The sequence below is a fragment of the Rariglobus hedericola genome, from assembly GCF_007559335.1.
Classification (GTDB): Bacteria; Verrucomicrobiota; Verrucomicrobiia; order Opitutales; family Opitutaceae; genus Rariglobus; species Rariglobus hedericola.
In genome coordinates, this window is record NZ_VMBG01000001.1 from 55,807 (window position 1) to 70,411 (window position 14,605).

At 59.4% G+C, this 14,605-nt stretch carries 15 protein-coding genes and 1 tRNA gene; 9 read left to right on the plus strand and 7 right to left on the minus strand.

Features of this window, described 5'->3' with window-relative positions:
* The first annotated feature begins 10 nt into the window (after window positions 1-10).
* Window positions 11-1,192, plus strand: a complete 1,182-nt coding sequence (locus tag FPL22_RS00255; protein WP_144228117.1) for a two-component system sensor histidine kinase NtrB — start codon at window positions 11-13, stop codon at window positions 1,190-1,192.
* 23 nt (window positions 1,193-1,215) lie between these two features.
* Here the strand turns inward: FPL22_RS00255 and FPL22_RS00260 are convergent, their stop codons facing one another.
* Both FPL22_RS00260 and FPL22_RS00265 read right to left on the minus strand, forming a co-directional pair.
* Window positions 1,216-1,863 carry a hypothetical protein gene (locus tag FPL22_RS00260; RefSeq protein ID WP_162525139.1) on the minus strand — a complete coding sequence of 216 codons (648 nt, stop codon included), beginning with the start codon at window positions 1,861-1,863 and terminating at the stop codon, window positions 1,216-1,218.
* Between the two features lie 92 nt (window positions 1,864-1,955).
* Window positions 1,956-2,657: a TVP38/TMEM64 family protein gene (locus tag FPL22_RS00265; RefSeq protein ID WP_144228119.1), complete on the minus strand. Its 702-nt coding sequence runs from the start codon at window positions 2,655-2,657 to the stop codon at window positions 1,956-1,958.
* A 15-nt stretch (window positions 2,658-2,672) separates the two neighbouring features.
* On the opposite strand from FPL22_RS00265, the gene FPL22_RS17635 reads away from it, so the two are divergent.
* The 7 genes from FPL22_RS17635 (at window position 2,673) to trpS (ending at window position 8,529) form a co-directional block, all read left to right on the plus strand.
* Complete coding sequence (locus tag FPL22_RS17635) at window positions 2,673-2,993, plus strand: hypothetical protein (protein ID WP_162525140.1); 321 nt, start codon at window positions 2,673-2,675, stop codon at window positions 2,991-2,993.
* A complete protein-coding gene (locus FPL22_RS00270; RefSeq protein WP_162525141.1) occupies window positions 2,974-4,164 on the plus strand; it encodes a phospholipase D-like domain-containing protein in 1,191 nt (396 codons plus the stop codon). The genes FPL22_RS17635 and FPL22_RS00270 overlap by 20 nt, the downstream gene beginning before the upstream one ends.
* A gap of 73 nt (window positions 4,165-4,237) precedes the next feature.
* Window positions 4,238-5,665 (plus strand): sigma-54-dependent transcriptional regulator, encoded by a 1,428-nt coding sequence (locus FPL22_RS00275; RefSeq protein ID WP_144228121.1) that lies wholly within the window; start codon window positions 4,238-4,240, stop codon window positions 5,663-5,665.
* Between the two features lie 110 nt (window positions 5,666-5,775).
* Window positions 5,776-6,642 carry a PstS family phosphate ABC transporter substrate-binding protein gene (locus FPL22_RS00280; protein WP_144228122.1) on the plus strand — a complete coding sequence of 289 codons (867 nt, stop codon included), beginning with the start codon at window positions 5,776-5,778 and terminating at the stop codon, window positions 6,640-6,642.
* 70 nt (window positions 6,643-6,712) lie between these two features.
* Window positions 6,713-6,788 (plus strand) — tRNA-Gly (locus FPL22_RS00285).
* 57 nt (window positions 6,789-6,845) lie between these two features.
* Window positions 6,846-7,523: an acyltransferase gene (locus tag FPL22_RS00290; RefSeq protein ID WP_144228123.1), complete on the plus strand. Its 678-nt coding sequence runs from the start codon at window positions 6,846-6,848 to the stop codon at window positions 7,521-7,523.
* Window positions 7,524-7,563: 40 nt separating this feature from the next.
* Window positions 7,564-8,529 (plus strand): tryptophan--tRNA ligase, encoded by a 966-nt coding sequence (trpS, locus tag FPL22_RS00295; protein ID WP_144228124.1) that lies wholly within the window; start codon window positions 7,564-7,566, stop codon window positions 8,527-8,529.
* Window positions 8,530-8,704: 175 nt separating this feature from the next.
* Here the strand turns inward: trpS and FPL22_RS00300 are convergent, their stop codons facing one another.
* Genes FPL22_RS00300 through FPL22_RS00315 form a run of 4 tightly spaced genes read right to left on the minus strand, consistent with a single transcriptional unit; the run spans window position 8,705 to window position 12,283 of the window.
* Window positions 8,705-9,364 carry a lysophospholipid acyltransferase family protein gene (locus FPL22_RS00300; RefSeq protein WP_238991266.1) on the minus strand — a complete coding sequence of 220 codons (660 nt, stop codon included), beginning with the start codon at window positions 9,362-9,364 and terminating at the stop codon, window positions 8,705-8,707.
* 13 nt (window positions 9,365-9,377) lie between these two features.
* On the minus strand, window positions 9,378-10,040 hold the full coding sequence (gene cmk, locus FPL22_RS00305; protein WP_144228125.1) for a (d)CMP kinase: 663 nt from the start codon (window positions 10,038-10,040) through the stop codon (window positions 9,378-9,380).
* On the minus strand, window positions 10,040-11,389 hold the full coding sequence (gene aroA, locus FPL22_RS00310) for a 3-phosphoshikimate 1-carboxyvinyltransferase (protein ID WP_144228126.1): 1,350 nt from the start codon (window positions 11,387-11,389) through the stop codon (window positions 10,040-10,042). The genes cmk and aroA overlap by 1 nt, the downstream gene beginning before the upstream one ends.
* 45 nt (window positions 11,390-11,434) lie before the next feature.
* On the minus strand, window positions 11,435-12,283 hold the full coding sequence (locus tag FPL22_RS00315) for a prephenate dehydrogenase (RefSeq protein WP_203235088.1): 849 nt from the start codon (window positions 12,281-12,283) through the stop codon (window positions 11,435-11,437).
* A gap of 112 nt (window positions 12,284-12,395) precedes the next feature.
* On the opposite strand from FPL22_RS00315, the gene FPL22_RS00320 reads away from it, so the two are divergent.
* Window positions 12,396-14,114 (plus strand): SUMF1/EgtB/PvdO family nonheme iron enzyme, encoded by a 1,719-nt coding sequence (locus tag FPL22_RS00320; protein ID WP_144228128.1) that lies wholly within the window; start codon window positions 12,396-12,398, stop codon window positions 14,112-14,114.
* A gap of 27 nt (window positions 14,115-14,141) precedes the next feature.
* On the opposite strand, the gene FPL22_RS00325 is transcribed toward FPL22_RS00320, so the two are convergent.
* A complete protein-coding gene (locus FPL22_RS00325; RefSeq protein ID WP_144228129.1) occupies window positions 14,142-14,555 on the minus strand; it encodes an EVE domain-containing protein in 414 nt (137 codons plus the stop codon).
* Window positions 14,556-14,605: the final 50 nt, after the last annotated feature.

Here is a 14,605-nt window from a genome sequence, read left to right on the forward strand (position 1 = left end):
CGTTCAACTCATGGCCGGCAAAAAAAACACGTCTTTGGACCGCGTTCTCGGGCGTCTTGATTCGCTCGATCCGGCGAACCTGGCGAATCTCGTGCAGCGGCTCGCTCGTGAACGCAGTCTGTTTGAAAACGTCTTCAACATCCTGCAGGAAGGCGTGCTCGTTATCGATGCCGAAGGGGAGATCGACTACGCCAATTCCGCCGCTCACCGGCTCATCGGTTTGGCGGGCGATGATCTGGCGGGGAAAATACTCTGGCGATTGGTGCCCGGTTTACGTCCATCACTGGAGACGGCGCTTGATGACGCGGCGGCCTCGCTTCCGGTGATGGCGCGTGAGATCGAGCTCACTTATCCCGAGCGTCGCACGGTGCGACTTTATATGGTGCCGTTTGCGGATGAAGGCAGCGGTGCGCAGCGACGATTCGCGGTGATCCTGAGTGATATCACCCGCGACAAACAGAGCACCGAAGCACGTATCGAAGATGAGCGCACCTCGTCGATTCTACTGCTTGCCGCGGGGGTGGCCCACGAACTGGGGAATCCGCTCAACTCGCTCACGATTCATCTGCAGCTGATCGAACGAAAACTTAAAAAACTGAAGTCTGCGGCGCGCGACAAGGAGACGGCGGCGCTGTCGGAGTCCATCCGGATTTGTCAGGAAGAAGTGCTGCGTCTCGACGGCATCGTGACTAATTTCTTGGAAGCGATTCGTCCGCGTCCGCCGGATCTGGCCGAGGTGAACATTGCCGATGTTATCGAGGAAGTGCTGCGTTTTCAGGAACGCGAGCTGGCGGACCGTGGCATCAAGGTCGATGCGATCATTTCGCATGATCTGCCGGCGGTCATGGCGGACCGTAACCAAATCAAACAGGTGTTTTTCAACATCATCAAAAACGCCATGGAGGCGATGAGTCCCGGAGGCTCGTTGCGCATCAAGACGCGGAGCGATGACGAGAATGTGTATTTGCTTTTTGGTGATACCGGCAGCGGCATCAAGCAGGAGGATCTCGTCAAATTGTTCCAGCCCTATCATACGACGAAGCAAGGCGGTCACGGACTCGGACTCATGATCGTGCAACGCATCATGCGTGAGCACGGTGGCCAAGTAGGCGTGGAAAGTAATCCCGGGCTGGGGACGGTGGTGACGCTGCAGTTTCCGAAGAAAAACCGGCGCGTCAGGATGCTGCAGTGACGAACTCTGCCGCAGTGGATTGATTAAAATCCGGCGGTGCTGCCGGGAGCCGAGAGCAACTGATTGCGGGTGCGTTCATCCATGTTGCGGGCGCGATTTTCCTCGATCAGCCGGATCTGCTCTTTGACGTAAGAATCGAGTTTGGCGGAGTAAACCATCAGCCAGTTTCCGACCAGACGCGCGCGCAGGGATCCGTCGGCCAGTTGATAATCACAACCGATGGCGGAGGCCTTGGCTTCCAATGTGTCGGGTTCGATTTTGCGCCATTCGGAGGTGCCTTGGCTGGCGCGAAGGATATTCCGTATTTCGAATTCGTTGATGGTGTCACCGACGCGTAGATAGGCCTCGAGCACGGAGCAGTTGTCTTGGAAAAACACATGTAGCCGCCAGCCGTTCTCGCTGCTGAGCATGTTGGGCACGGCGGATTTCCAGTATTTGCGTTCTTTTGTGCCGACGGGGAAGTGAGCACGCACGTCGTTGAAAGGCTGCTGGCGGAGTAATTCCTCTTCCTTCGCCGGGTCGGGATTTTTTTCGCGAGGCACGAATTTTCCGACGGACGGCTGCAGGAGGCGTCGTTCGAATTCCTCTTGGGTTTCACCTACGCGGGCGAAGACCGAGGAGCAAAGAATCAGGCCAAGGGTAACGAAGAAGACCGGCGCGGGGTGACGCATGGACATGCCGACAGTTTCAGCAAACCTGTGCGCATTCCGCCATTCAAAAAATTTATTCCTGTATCGGCGCGGGTGCTGCAGGCGCACAGATATTAGCCTGGAGCGTCCTGCGTGACGGCAGTTCGCGTGAGCGCGAGCCGTTTATGTCGCAGCCTGAGGCGCCATGCGACCCATGAGAAGATTGCGATTTTGGTGCCGTAGATTGCCCCGAGCAAAATCAGTCCGCGGGTGGACGGAGCGCCGCCGAAATCTCCTAGGAAAAGCGCGACATACGAACGCAGCACGTGAATGGGAAGCGCGATCCAGAAGTAGATGCGCAACGGTATGCCGGAAAGACCGAGCACATAGTTGCGGATAAAGTAGGGGATGCCTGGTGCGAGCATCACCATCAAGGCGACGGCGGCGTTTTCACCCGGTGGGACTTCGGGCATGTGTTGGTAGCGGCGCTTGATAAACCGCTCGAGCGGTCCACGCAAAAAACTCCGTGCGATCCAATGCGTTCCGATCAGGTGGAATGCGGTTATTGCCGAGACGATGCCCAGCCCGATCAAGGGGCCGAAGCGTGCTCCGATGAGCAAATAAACCATGCTGATGGGGAAGCCCACCAGAGGCAGAATCGAGGTGAGCGTGAGAATTACCCCAGTGTTGAGCTTTTCCATGGCGCGGGGGATCGCCAGCCAGTCGAAATCGATCAGGAACAGCCACAGCGCGGCGCCAACCAATGCAAGCAGCACGGTTCCACCAATCAGCCATTGGCGTTTCGATAAGTTAAACTTGAAGGCGCGCATCTTCATCGGGCCGACCACGAATTGCCGGATTCTGCAAAGACCTCAAAAGACGGGGTTGGTAACGTGCGGGCGGTAGAGCTTAAACTGCGGGAACCGACTTCAAGTGAATGGGTCCAGCAAGCGATACCTCTTGTCTGCAACGTGGTGCTGACCACGCGGGCAAACCCCAATGAGCCAATCATCCAGTTTGCTGAAACGGTTTCAGGCATGGCGCCGGCGGCCTGCTCCGAGCGCGAAAGCTTCGCGTCACCGAGTGTGGTGGATATCGATATTGGCAGTCGTCGCCTTGGTGTCATTTTTCTTTTGGTTTACGTCGGCGCGGATGTTGACGGACCGCTTTAATATCGCCGAGCCGGTGAACAGTGCGGCGTTTGCCGAATCGATAGGACCGTTGCTGGGTGCGGACTTCTCCACCGGCAATCGCGTCGAGTTGCTGGTCAATGGCGATGTGTTTTTCCCCGCAATGTTGAAGGCCATCGGAGAGGCCCGCAAAACCATCACGCTGGAGACCTATATCTGGGCGTCGGGAGAAATCAGTGATCGTTTCATCGAAGCGCTTTCGGAGCGGGCGAGGGCCGGTGTTCGCGTCAAGGTGCTCTGCGATGGAATGGGCACGCTCAAGCTGAAGGATGAAGACCAGCAGCGATTGCTGGATGCCGGTGTGGACCTGCTCATCTACGGGCGCGAGCACTGGTATGAAATCAAGCCCAACATCAATCATCACACCCATCGCAAACTGCTCGTGATCGACGGGCGCGTGGGATTCACCGGCGGCATGTGCATTGATGACAAATGGGGCGGCAATGCCGATTCGCCGGAAGTGTGGCGGGAGACGCAGGTGCGCATCGAGGGGCCGGTCGTCCGGCAGATGCAGGCGGTGTTCGCGACCAACTGGCTCCAGACGACGTCACATCTTTTATTCGGCTCGGATTATTTTCCAGAGGTTGATTCATCATCGACGGGCGGAACCCGTGTGCAGTGTTACAAGAGCGGTCCCAACGAGGCGCCCGAGCACGCACGCATTTCCTATCTGGCGGCGATTGCGGCGGCGCGGCATTCCATCCAGATCGCCAACGCCTACTTCGTGCCGGATGATCTCATGGTGGACATGTTGCTGGCGGCGCGGGAGCGCGGCGTGCGTGTTCAAGTAATTGTCCCGGGCATCAACGATTCACGATTCGGTCGGGCGGCTTCGCGTTCACGTTGGGGAAAACTACTCGCGGCGGGCGCCGAGATTCACGCCTATCAGCCGGCGATGTTTCATTCGAAAATGATGATGGTGGATGATTTTTTCACGACGATTGGATCGACGAATTTCGACAACCGTTCTTTTGGCATCAACGATGAGGTCAACGTGAACATCCTCGACGGCGCCGTGGCGCTGCGCAGCCGCGAGATTTTCGAGGAGGACCTGAAGCGTTCGCTGCCTGTCACGCGTGAAGAATTCGAGTCGCGCCCGTTTTATATCAAGGTGCTGGATCATATCTGCGGGCTTTTTCGTTCGCAGATTTAAGTGAAGACGGGATCTGAAACGAGAAGCATGCGGCGCCTTGACCCGGCGGCTTTTCGGAGCGTTTTATAAACCCATGCTTTCGAGTGTCCTTATCGTTGATGACGAGAAACACACCCGCGACGGGCTTCGCCAGGCCCTCGAGGAGGAGTATGACGTTTCCGTAGCCGCGAATGCCGAGGAGGCGTTCAACCAACTCGATGCCCAGGAGTTTGACGTGGTCCTCACCGACCTGCGCATGCCCGGAAAATCCGGCCTCAAGGTCATCGACAAGGCACTGGCGCTTCCGAACAAGCCCGCGGTTATCATGATGACCGCCTACGGCAGTATCGATTCGGCGGTTGAAGCAATGAAGCGGGGCGCGGTCGATTTCCTGACCAAGCCCGTGAATATTGAGCGCCTTGAAGTGCTCATCCAACGGGCGCTTAAAACCCGCACGCTCGAAGTGGAAGTGAAGCATCTCAACGAGCGTCTGGACGAAAAATTCAACGTGGGTGGCATCGTCGGCCACTCGGGTAAACTCAAGGAAGTGATCGACCGCGTGCGCCTGGTCGCGCCCTCGAAGGCCACCATTTTGATCGATGGTGAATCCGGCACCGGCAAGGAGCTGATCGCGCAGGCGATTCATCAGGCGAGTCCGCGGGCGCGCGCACCTTTCATTGCGGTTCATTGCGCGGCGCTTTCGGAAAACTTGCTCGAGAGTGAAATCTTCGGCCATGAGCGCGGCGCGTTTACCGGGGCTATGGAAAAACGCGTGGGGCGCTTTGAAGCTGCGGATACCGGCACGCTTTTTCTTGATGAAATCGGTGAAATCTCCGCTTCGACGCAGGTGAAGCTGCTGCGCTTCCTCGAAACGAAAGCGATCGAGCGCGTCGGCGGGTCGAAGCCGATCCAACTCGATGTGCGCCTGGTCGCGGCAACCAATCGCGATCTCGAAAAAATGGTGCGCGAAGGGAAGTTTCGCGAGGATCTTTATTTCCGCCTCAATGTCGTGCGCATCACGCTACCGCCGCTCCGCGACCGCCCGGATGATATTCCGCTGCTGCTGGCGCATTACATCCGTTTCTTCGCACAGGAAAATAATCTGCAGCCGCTGACCATCGAGCCGGGGGCATTGCGTTATCTGCAGGCCTATCCGTGGCCGGGAAATATCCGTGAGCTGCGTAATTTTACCGAAAATGTGGTCGTGATGCATCGCGGTGCCAAGTTGACCGAATACGATCTGGAACCGCGTTTCCGCAGTGAGCGACTGGCCTTGCCCTCCTCGGGCGGGACGTCCGGCGATACGTCTTCGGCATCGTCCTCGGGCAATGGAATGCAGGTTGCGTCGGCATCGGCAGGTCCGTCGCTTTCGATTGAGGAAAACGAAAAGCGCTTGTTGCGCGAAGCCTTGATCAAAGCGCGGGGCAATCGGACCAAGGCTGCGCAATTGATGGGCATCAGCCGTCGCACGCTGCACCGCAAGCTGACCCAGTGGCCCGAACTCGATGTGATCGATGGCTAGAAGACGCTAGTCCGCCGCGGTGGATGCGGTAGACATCGCGAGGGCAGGGAAACGGGCGTTAGGGGTTGCCTCAGCGGATGGGTGACGTTTGCTGAATCAGCTTTTTCATCATGCGTCTTACCTCATTGTTGTTAGCTGCTTTTCTCTCTCTGACGGTGGCTCGCGCCGAGGTGCGATTGGTCGGCTCCGACCTCCTCGGCAAAGATTTCACGACTGCACTGGCGGCCTATTCGAAGCGCAATGATCTCGGGATCAAGCTAGCGCTCGAAGGCAGTCGTGCCGGCATGGAGCAGTTGCAATCCGGCCGTGCTGATTTGGGCCTCATGGTTTTCTCGCCCGGCGAAAAACCACCCGAGGCTCCGTATGTGGTGCTGCCGGTGGCGTATCACACACTCGCGGTCGTGGTGCCGGCGACCCTGCCGCTCAGTCAGATTACGTTCGGACAACTCAACACGATTTATGGCGATGATGCGCAGTCCGGCCTGAAGCGTTGGAGCGATCTCGGTGTGACCGGAGAATGGGCCAACCGAAACATCCTGCCCAACATCACCGGCCCTGGCGGTGGCATCACTTATGATCTGTTTCGTTACACGGTGCTCGCCGCGCCTTCGCTCAAGCCGACGGTGGGCGTGCAGACCACCCTGTCGAATACGCTGACACGCATCCGTGGTGATGAGGGCGGTATTGCAGTTCTGCCCTTGATGCCGGCGACCCAGACACGCTTGAAGACGTTGCTGGTGGCGCGTGGTGCGCAGGACGTGGCTTTCGGCCCCACGCCGGAGAATCTGCATTCGGGTGATTACCCCGTGCGGCTCCCTGTGTATCTGGTATTCCGCAAAGACGCGGCCAAGCAACTTCAGACCACATTGCGTTACCTCTTGAGCGAGGAAGCGGTGCCGCTGTGGGAGGGGGCGCAGCTGGTGCCGTTGCCCATTCAGGCGCGCAACCAGATGATTTTCGATTTAGAGGTTCTTTAAGCATCCGTTAAAATCCTCAAAAAAGCAGTTGACGAAGAGAGGTGCGGGTCTTGTTCTCCACCTCTCTCACGCAGGCGTAGCTCAGTTGGTAGAGCACCACCTTGCCAAGGTGGACGTCGAGAGTTCGAGTCTCTTCGCCTGCTCCATTTTAAGAAAGCGTCCGGTAATGACACCGGGCGCTTTTTTGTGTCCACTCACCGGACATGCTTGCTGCTGAATTCTTTGCCCTGCCGCCTTCGCTCGCACCTTTTGCTGCTCATTTTCGTGCGGATGTGGCTCCTTGGGAGTGGCTCAAGATCACCGCGCGGGCGTTTGACGGACTGCCGGCGGCATCCCCGCGAGCTATTCCGCCCGGCGTGCATATTGAGGGTGCCGTCTGGATCGATCCTTCGGTGAAACTGCCCGCCTATGCCACGATCATCGGACCGGCGTGGATCGGCGCAAAAACCGAGATTCGCCCTGGGGCGTTTATTCGCGGCAACGTGATCGTCGGGGAGGGCTGTGTGCTGGGCAATGCCTGCGAATTTAAAAACTGCGTGCTGCTCGATGGAGTGCAGGTGCCGCATTTCAACTACGTGGGCGATTCCGTCCTGGGGAATGGGGCGCACTTGGGCGCGGGCGTGATTCTTTCCAACCTGCGTCTCGACCAGCAGCCGATCACGGTGAGATTTCCCTCGGGGCTGTTTGAAACGGGGCTACGGAAGCTGGGCGCAATCCTTGGCGACAAAGCCGAGGTCGGTTGTAACGCGGTGCTCAATCCTGGCACGGTGCTGGGCAAGCGTGCGCTCGTCATGCCGACCACGGCATTCAGTGGCTACCTGCCGGCGAATACCATCGCGCGCATCCGCGGCACGGTGACGCAGATCCCCCGCAGAGATTGACGACGGCCGTCCGCAACCGGCACCTTTTACCTTTTTCGAAATGCGCATCCTCACCGGCATCCAGCCCTCCGGGCAGCTTCACATCGGCAACTATTTTGGCGCGATCAAACCCGCGGTCGACCTGCAGGCGCGCGGAGACTGCACCTACTTCATCGCTGATTATCATTCGATGACGTCGCTGACGGATGCCGCCCAGCGTCGCCAGAATTCGTTGGATGTCGCGCTGGACTGGCTGGCCTGCGGACTCGATCCGCAGAAGAGCGTGCTGTTCCGTCAGAGCGATGTGCCCGAAGTGTGCGAACTGATGTGGATGATTGGCACGCTCACGCCGATGGGCCTGCTGGAGCGTGCGCACAGTTATAAGGATAAAACCGCCAAGGGCATCTCGCCAAACTTTGGTCTCTTTGCTTATCCGGTGCTGATGGCGGCGGATATATTGCTCTACGATTCCAATCTCGTGCCGGTCGGTCGCGATCAAAAGCAGCACGTCGAGATGACGCGCGATATCGCCATCAAGTTCAATCACACCTATGGCGAAACCTTTGTGGTGCCGGAGTCGGAGATCCGTGACGAGACGGCGGTGGTGCCCGGACTCGACGGTCAGAAAATGAGCAAGAGCTACGACAACACACTGCCCATTTTTGGAGAGGAGAAAGCCATGCGGAAAAAAATCATGGGCATCCTCATGGACAGCCGCACACCGGCTGAACCGAAGCCCGACGCTGAAAAGAACATCGCGATCCAGCTCTTGAAGCTCGTGGCTACTCCCGAAGTGGCGGCCGATTACGAGAACCGCCTCCGTGCCGGCGGGCTGGGTTACGGTGATCTCAAGAAAGCCTTGTTTGAGAACTACTGGAATTTCTTCGCGCCTTATCGCGCGCGTCGCGCCGAACTCGCGGCGAACCTCGATCACGTTCACGCGATCCTGCAGGACGGCGCCGGGCGAGCGCGGGCAACGGCCAGTCAGGTGCTCGGCCGTGCGCGCAAAGCGAGCGGATTGTGCTGAGGAAAACGCTGGCCTGTCGTGCCAGGCGAGGGCGAATCGGCCAATCCAGTTTGTAACTTAATAAGTTACAAACTGGATTGGCTGGCAGGAGCGTCGCAGGGATGGATCGAGTGGGGCGGGCGTGCAGGCGGTGATATTCGCCGACGGCACCAGCCGGTCGTGGATCGACCCATTTTTAAATGATCACCGGCTGCGGTTCGCGCAGCGTGGCGATCGCGGCCATGATTTTTTCGGAGGCGAGCTGGTAACGATCTTTACCTGCTTTGGGATCATCGTAATCCGCGGGTTGGAGCGGGCGGCCGTAAACAATCGACAGTCGGGTGCCGGGACGGAGTTTGCCGTCGCGGCCAAAGGCGATGTGGGAATTGAAAATGCGCGCGGGGATGACCGGCACGCGCGAACGGCAGGCGATCATGCCGACGCCGGTTTTAGGGGCTTGGAGCGTGCCGTCGGGCGAGCGCGTGCCTTCAGGGAAAAGCGTGATGACCTTGCCCGCCTGCAAGGCGCGCAGGACGTTTTTCATCGCACTGACATCGGACGTGCCGTCGCGGTCAACGGGAATGGCACCGACTCCGTTCAGCCACCATGTGGCGAAGCCGCCTTTCCACAGGGTCTTGCGGGCGAAGAAGGCCAGCTGACGGGGGATGTGGCAACCGACCGCGGGAGGATCGAGGTGGCTGGCGTGATTGGAGGCTACGATAAACGCACCGGTTTTGGGGAGATTTTCGACGCCGGCGACTTCACCGCGGAAAAAGGCATCGTAGACGAAAGTGATGATGTAGTGACAGATTCCATACAGGAAATCCATCTCACCGTGATTGTGGCGACGTTGCATGAACGCTTGGGGATTAACCGATTTTTTCGGTGATCAGGCCGGCGATTTTTTCCACGACCTGTTCGAGGTTGAGATAGGTGCTGTCGATATCGATGGCCCCGGAGGCGAGGACGAGCGGGGCGGTCTTACGACTGGCATCCATGCGATCACGTTCGGCGACGGCATCGGCACGGCCCTCGAGCTCACGGCGTTTGGCGCGCGCCTCGACATCGGCATGGAGGAAGAGGCGCAGATCGGCATTGGGAAAAATGATGGAGCCGATGTCGCGGCCTTCCATGATGAGACCGCGAAAACCATGAGACCGGGCGACGTCGGCTTGTCCGCGCTGATACGTGAGCAGGGCGGTGCGAACTTCGGGGATGGCGGCAAAATGCGAGACTGCAGCGGTGACTTCGGGGCCGCGGATCTCGGCCTCGGGCGCGAGACGTCCGCCGATTTCCATGCGGGCGGCGCGACCTTCTACGCGGGTGCCGAGCGTGATGGAGGGCAGGGCGGCTTTGACTTCATCGACCTGGTCGACGCGCAGACCGCGGCGAAGCAACTCGGCGGTGATGGCACGGTAGTAAGAGCCGGTGTCAACGTGGAGAAAGTTGAACCGTTCGCTAAGGGCTCGTGAGGTGGAGGATTTGCCGGAGGCGGCGCCGCCGTCGATGGCGACCAGGAGAAAAGAGGACATCAGGAGGGTGAAAGGGATTTTAGACGCAGCGATTCGAGCAGTTCGAAGAAGTGCGGGAAGGTCTTGGCGCAGCAGGCCGGGTCTTTGATTGAGATCCAAGGGCGGCCGTCGCCGTGGAGATCGTGGCAGCCGAGGATGCCAAAGCTCATGGCGAAACGATGGTCGCCGTAGGTCTCGATTTCGACACCGGACTTGAGCGGTTGAGGCGTGATGGTGAGGCCGTCGCCGTCGGTGTGCTCATCGACCTCCTGACCGAGCTTACGCAATTCACGCACCATGCCGGCGACGCGGTCGGTTTCTTGTTTGCGCGAGTGGGCGATACCGGTGATGCGGGTCGGGCCGGTGAGCAGCGGAGCAATCGCGGCGAGGGTGAGGAAGGTGTCGGAGAACTCGTTGAAGTTTTCGGAGACGCCGGAGAGAGGCGAGCCGGAGGTGAAGGAGACTTCGAGTCCGCGAGGAGATGACGTGGCGGAGAGGCCGACGCGTTTCATGACCTCGACGAATTGCGTATCGCCCTGAAGGCCTTCGTGAAGGTTGAGGAGGTTGAGCGAGCCGCCGGTGACGAGAGGGAGGACGACGTAGTAGCTGGCGGCTGTAGCGTCGGGCTCGATGGAGTAGGTGCCGGCGAGCGTGTAAGGTTTTTTGGCGACTTCCCAGGATGCGGAGGCTGGGTTGAAATCAGCGGCGCCGCCGAATTGGTTGACCATGTTCTTCGTCATCTGGACGAAGGGCTCGCGGACTTTGGTGGAAAGTTTGATGCGGATGGGTGCATCGGCGAGCGGGGCGACCATGAGGAGGCCGGACAACATCTGGCTGCTTTCGCTGGCGTCGATGAAGACCTCTCCGCGGCGGAGGCCCTTGGCGTGGATTTCGAGCGGGAAAAAACCGTCGACGCCGGTGCAACGGACGTCGGCACCGAGGGCGCGGAGGGCGTCGATGAGGCCCTTCATCGGGCGTTTGCGCATCTGGGGAATTCCGTCGATGCGGTAGATGCCGCGAGGGGCGGCGGCACAGAGCGCCGTGAGAAAGCGGGCGGCGGTGCCGGCGAGTCCGACGTGGAGATCGACGGGCGCGGGTTTCGTGAAGCCGTTGGATTGGTCAGAGACCTCGATGGTGCCGGCGTCGGCATTGGCTTGAACGGTGAAACCGAGGGCTTTGAGCGCCTCGACCATCAGGTGAGTGTCTTCGCTGAAGAGTGCGCCGGTGAGCACGACCTTTTCCTTGCACAGGGCGGCGAGCAGGAGTGCGCGGTTGGTGAGGCTTTTGGAGCCGGGCAGGGTGACTTCGCCGCGCACGGGGCGGGTGAAGGGCTGGATGGGAAGAATGTCCGGGAGCTTCGTCGGCGACATGAAGCGGTGACGTTCAATCAAACGGGCGCAGTCGCCAAGGTGATTTTACGGACGAAAGCCGTCGCGCCAAGCCTTGCCGCGTTCAAGGCGGGCGCGGACTTCGGGCCAATCGCGATTGGAAAGAGCGGTTTTGAAGCCGTGCAACTCGTCTTCAAGCTTCGTGAGCGCGCGGAGGACTTCGTCGCGGTTTTGCTGAAAAATCTCGATCCACATCGTGGCGTCGCTCGCGGCAATGCGTGTCGTATCGCGCAAGCCGTTGCCGGACAGATTGCGCCAGCCGGGGTTTTTTGCGGCGAGGAAGGTGGCGAGTGACGTGGCGACAGCCTGCGGGAGATGGCTGATGTGCGCGGTGATCTCGTCGTGTTGATCGGGCGTGACGGTCGTCACCTCGGCACCGAGATCGTGCCAGAAACGGGCAATGGTCGCCGTGGCGGATTCGCTGGCGCCTTCGAGCGGCGTGACAAAACACACCCGTTTTTCAAAGAGGGTGTCGGTGGCGTTTTCCCAGCCGGTTTTTTCGCTGCCGGCCATCGGATGCGAGCCGATGAAATGCGCCTGACCGGCGATCGCGGTGTGGCAGGCGCGGCACAGTTCGCCTTTGACGCTGCCAACATCGGTGACGAGCGCACCGGCGGGAAGGTGGGGTGCAATCAGCCGGGCCAGCTCGATGATTTTATCGACGGGTGCGGCCAGCACGACGAGGGATGCTTCGCGCACGGCGTCTTCGGGCGTATCGGCGACGTGTTGGACCCAAGGCTGTTCGCGCAGTTTCAGGCGGGCTTCAGGACGGCGCGCCCACACAGTGATGCGTCGAGCGAGGCCGCGGGCATGAGCGGCGCGGGCGACGGATCCGCCGAGCAAGCCGGGGGCGAGGATGACGAGATTTTCCAGCACGCTTCTGTGAAAACGCCAATGGGTGGTAGATGTCGAGTTTATCGCGGTTTAGGAGGGGAACACGTTGCATTTTTCATTCACGGGACTTTGCTCGATCTTCTACCCTTACCCTATGGTGGTTTCCCGGACAAAATATTACCTCAAAGCCTTCTTGAAGGCCGCGCGTCTCTGGCTGCTGGTGGCGCTCGGTCTCGTTGCATTGGGACTGCTTTACTACTTTCTGGCTACTGTCGGACCGAAGCGCGTGGGTGGTTCAGCCACCGTGGTCACCGCACCGGATGATCCGGCGATCGCGCGGTTGTCGGATGAAATCACCGCGCTGGAAAAACAATACCAGCAAGCCGCCGATGCCAATGTGGTCACGACGGAATCCACCGAGGCCTTGGCGCAGGCGGTGGATAAACAGAAGGAGCTTTTGCGCACCTTCAGCAAAGCCGACTTGGACCAGTCCACGCGACTCGTGCGGTTGGAGACGGAACTGGATAGCGTGCGTGCGCGCGGGAAAGTGCTTTTGGTGGATCGCCTGGAGAAGGACGGCGAAGAGCTTTTGACCGCAGGAAAAGTGGATGAAGCCGGAGAAAAACTGCGCGAAGCGCTGCGTTTGCAGAAAGAAGTCAACCTGAGCGCGGCCAGTTCCCGTTATAAGAACTATGTGCGTGAGACGTCGTTGACGCAGGCAGTGGCGGCGGTGGAAGCCGCGCCGTTAAAAAAAGAAATGCAGGCCGCGCTGGTGTCTGCACGTCAAGCGGCGACGGATCAACGCTGGGCCGACGCACTGACGGCTTACACGGCGGCGCGCGACATGCAGGCGCGCATCAATCGCGAGTATGGCCGCACCCGCTATGCCGATCTGGCCGGCGCGGACCGGCTCAGTGCCGAGATCGAATCCCTTAATGCCGCGGGTATCGCGACCGAGATCGATGTGAAGGAAAAAGCGGGCGACGATGCGGTGATCAACGGGCGTTCGGCCGAGGCTGCGGTGTTGTTCAACGACGCGGAGAACCTTCAGTTGCAGGTGAACCAAAACTACCCACGCAGCCGTTTTGTCTCCTCGCAACGAATCGAGAACCTGGAGATCAAGCGACAGACGGCGTTGTCGAGCGACGTGGCCAATTCTCTTGAGGAGCTGGACCGCGCGATCGGCGTGCATTTGCGCAAACGGCAGATCGTCGCCGCCGAGCAACAACTCGGAGAGGCCGGTCAGTTGGTTGAAAAACTGTTTAAAGATTACCCCAAAAGCCGCCGCCTTGATGGCGCGTTGCGCATCAAGTTCGCTTATCTCGCGCTGAGGCGGTCAGATTTGCGGGCGCTGCAGGATGAGGTTTACGATCGTCTGCTGCCGTTGCCCGGCGTGAGCAACTGGCTGCTCTTGAAAACCGAAGTGCCACAGTCGCTCTACGTGCTGGTGATGAATACCAATCCGAGCCGTAATCCCGGGCGTTCGCTACCGGTGGACTCCGTGAGCTGGAATGATGCGCAGGAGTTTTGCACGCGTCTCTCGTGGTTGCTGGGCACGACGGTGCGCCTGCCTTCCGCCGATGAATTTCGTGTCGCGCTCGGGGGCGAAAGCGCCTTCGAAACCTGGAACAGCCGCAACAGCGGCGGGCATAGCCATGAAGTTGGTCGTCAGAAAACGAATGCCTCGGGCTTCGCCGATTTGCTGGGGAATTTGGGCGAGTGGTCCGCGGCCGATGCAACTGACAGCCGGGCTCCAGTTGTGGGTGGAAGTTATCTGGATGAGCCCGAAGCGCTGCTCAAAGTCCCGTCCGAGCCGCGCTTGAAAAGCGATCGTGCTCGCCATGTGGGGCTGCGCATTCTGGTCGAGTTGTGAGCCGGAGAAAATCCGGCATTGCGTGAATCAGAGCCCGCCGAGCTTGGAGATTTTTTTAAACTCGGCGGCGGTGAGTGGCATCACCGAGAGACGGCTTTGACGAAGCAGCGCGGTATCCTTGAGAGATGGCTCGGCCTTGATCTGCTCAAGCGTGACGGGGAGGCGCAGGGGCTTCAGAGGTTTGATTTCCACGGCAACCCAACCCTCTTCGTTGGCTGTCTTGTCGGGGAAAAAACTACGGCTAACCTCGGCGAGTCCGAGCACGGCCTTGGTGGTTACGCTCGCATAGAAAAACACGCGGTCGCCCGGTTGCATGGACTTGAGGTGATTACGCGCCTGGTAATTGCGAACGCCGGTCCAATCAGTGCGGCCGTCGCGGACGAGATCGGTCCATGCGTAAGCCTCGGGTTCGGATTTCACCAGCCAGTATTGGGTTGTCATGCGTGCGGCTAAAATATGCAGTGCACCTAGATGGAGACCGATGATCTTGA

Excerpts from the sequence above, each read along its gene's own strand:
- FPL22_RS00265 (WP_144228119.1), bottom strand. The coding sequence starts at position 2,657 with ATGAAGATGCGCGCCTTCAAGTTTAACTTATCGAAACGCCAATGGCTG.
- FPL22_RS00270 (WP_162525141.1), top strand. The coding sequence starts at position 2,974 with ATGTTGACGGACCGCTTTAATATCGCCGAGCCGGTGAACAGTGCGGCG.
- aroA (WP_144228126.1), bottom strand. The coding sequence starts at position 11,389 with ATGTCGCCGACGAAGCTCCCGGACATTCTTCCCATCCAGCCCTTCACC.
- FPL22_RS00300 (WP_238991266.1), bottom strand. The coding sequence starts at position 9,364 with ATGCAACGTCGCCACAATCACGGTGAGATGGATTTCCTGTATGGAATC.
- cmk (WP_144228125.1), bottom strand. The coding sequence starts at position 10,040 with ATGTCCTCTTTTCTCCTGGTCGCCATCGACGGCGGCGCCGCCTCCGGC.
- FPL22_RS00275 (WP_144228121.1), top strand. The coding sequence starts at position 4,238 with ATGCTTTCGAGTGTCCTTATCGTTGATGACGAGAAACACACCCGCGAC.
- FPL22_RS00260 (WP_162525139.1), bottom strand. The coding sequence starts at position 1,863 with ATGCGTCACCCCGCGCCGGTCTTCTTCGTTACCCTTGGCCTGATTCTT.
- FPL22_RS00325 (WP_144228129.1), bottom strand. The coding sequence starts at position 14,555 with ATGACAACCCAATACTGGCTGGTGAAATCCGAACCCGAGGCTTACGCA.
- trpS (WP_144228124.1), top strand. The coding sequence starts at position 7,564 with ATGCGCATCCTCACCGGCATCCAGCCCTCCGGGCAGCTTCACATCGGC.
- FPL22_RS00320 (WP_144228128.1), top strand. The coding sequence starts at position 12,396 with ATGGTGGTTTCCCGGACAAAATATTACCTCAAAGCCTTCTTGAAGGCC.
- FPL22_RS00290 (WP_144228123.1), top strand. The coding sequence starts at position 6,846 with ATGCTTGCTGCTGAATTCTTTGCCCTGCCGCCTTCGCTCGCACCTTTT.
- FPL22_RS00280 (WP_144228122.1), top strand. The coding sequence starts at position 5,776 with ATGCGTCTTACCTCATTGTTGTTAGCTGCTTTTCTCTCTCTGACGGTG.
- FPL22_RS00255 (WP_144228117.1), top strand. The coding sequence starts at position 11 with ATGGCCGGCAAAAAAAACACGTCTTTGGACCGCGTTCTCGGGCGTCTT.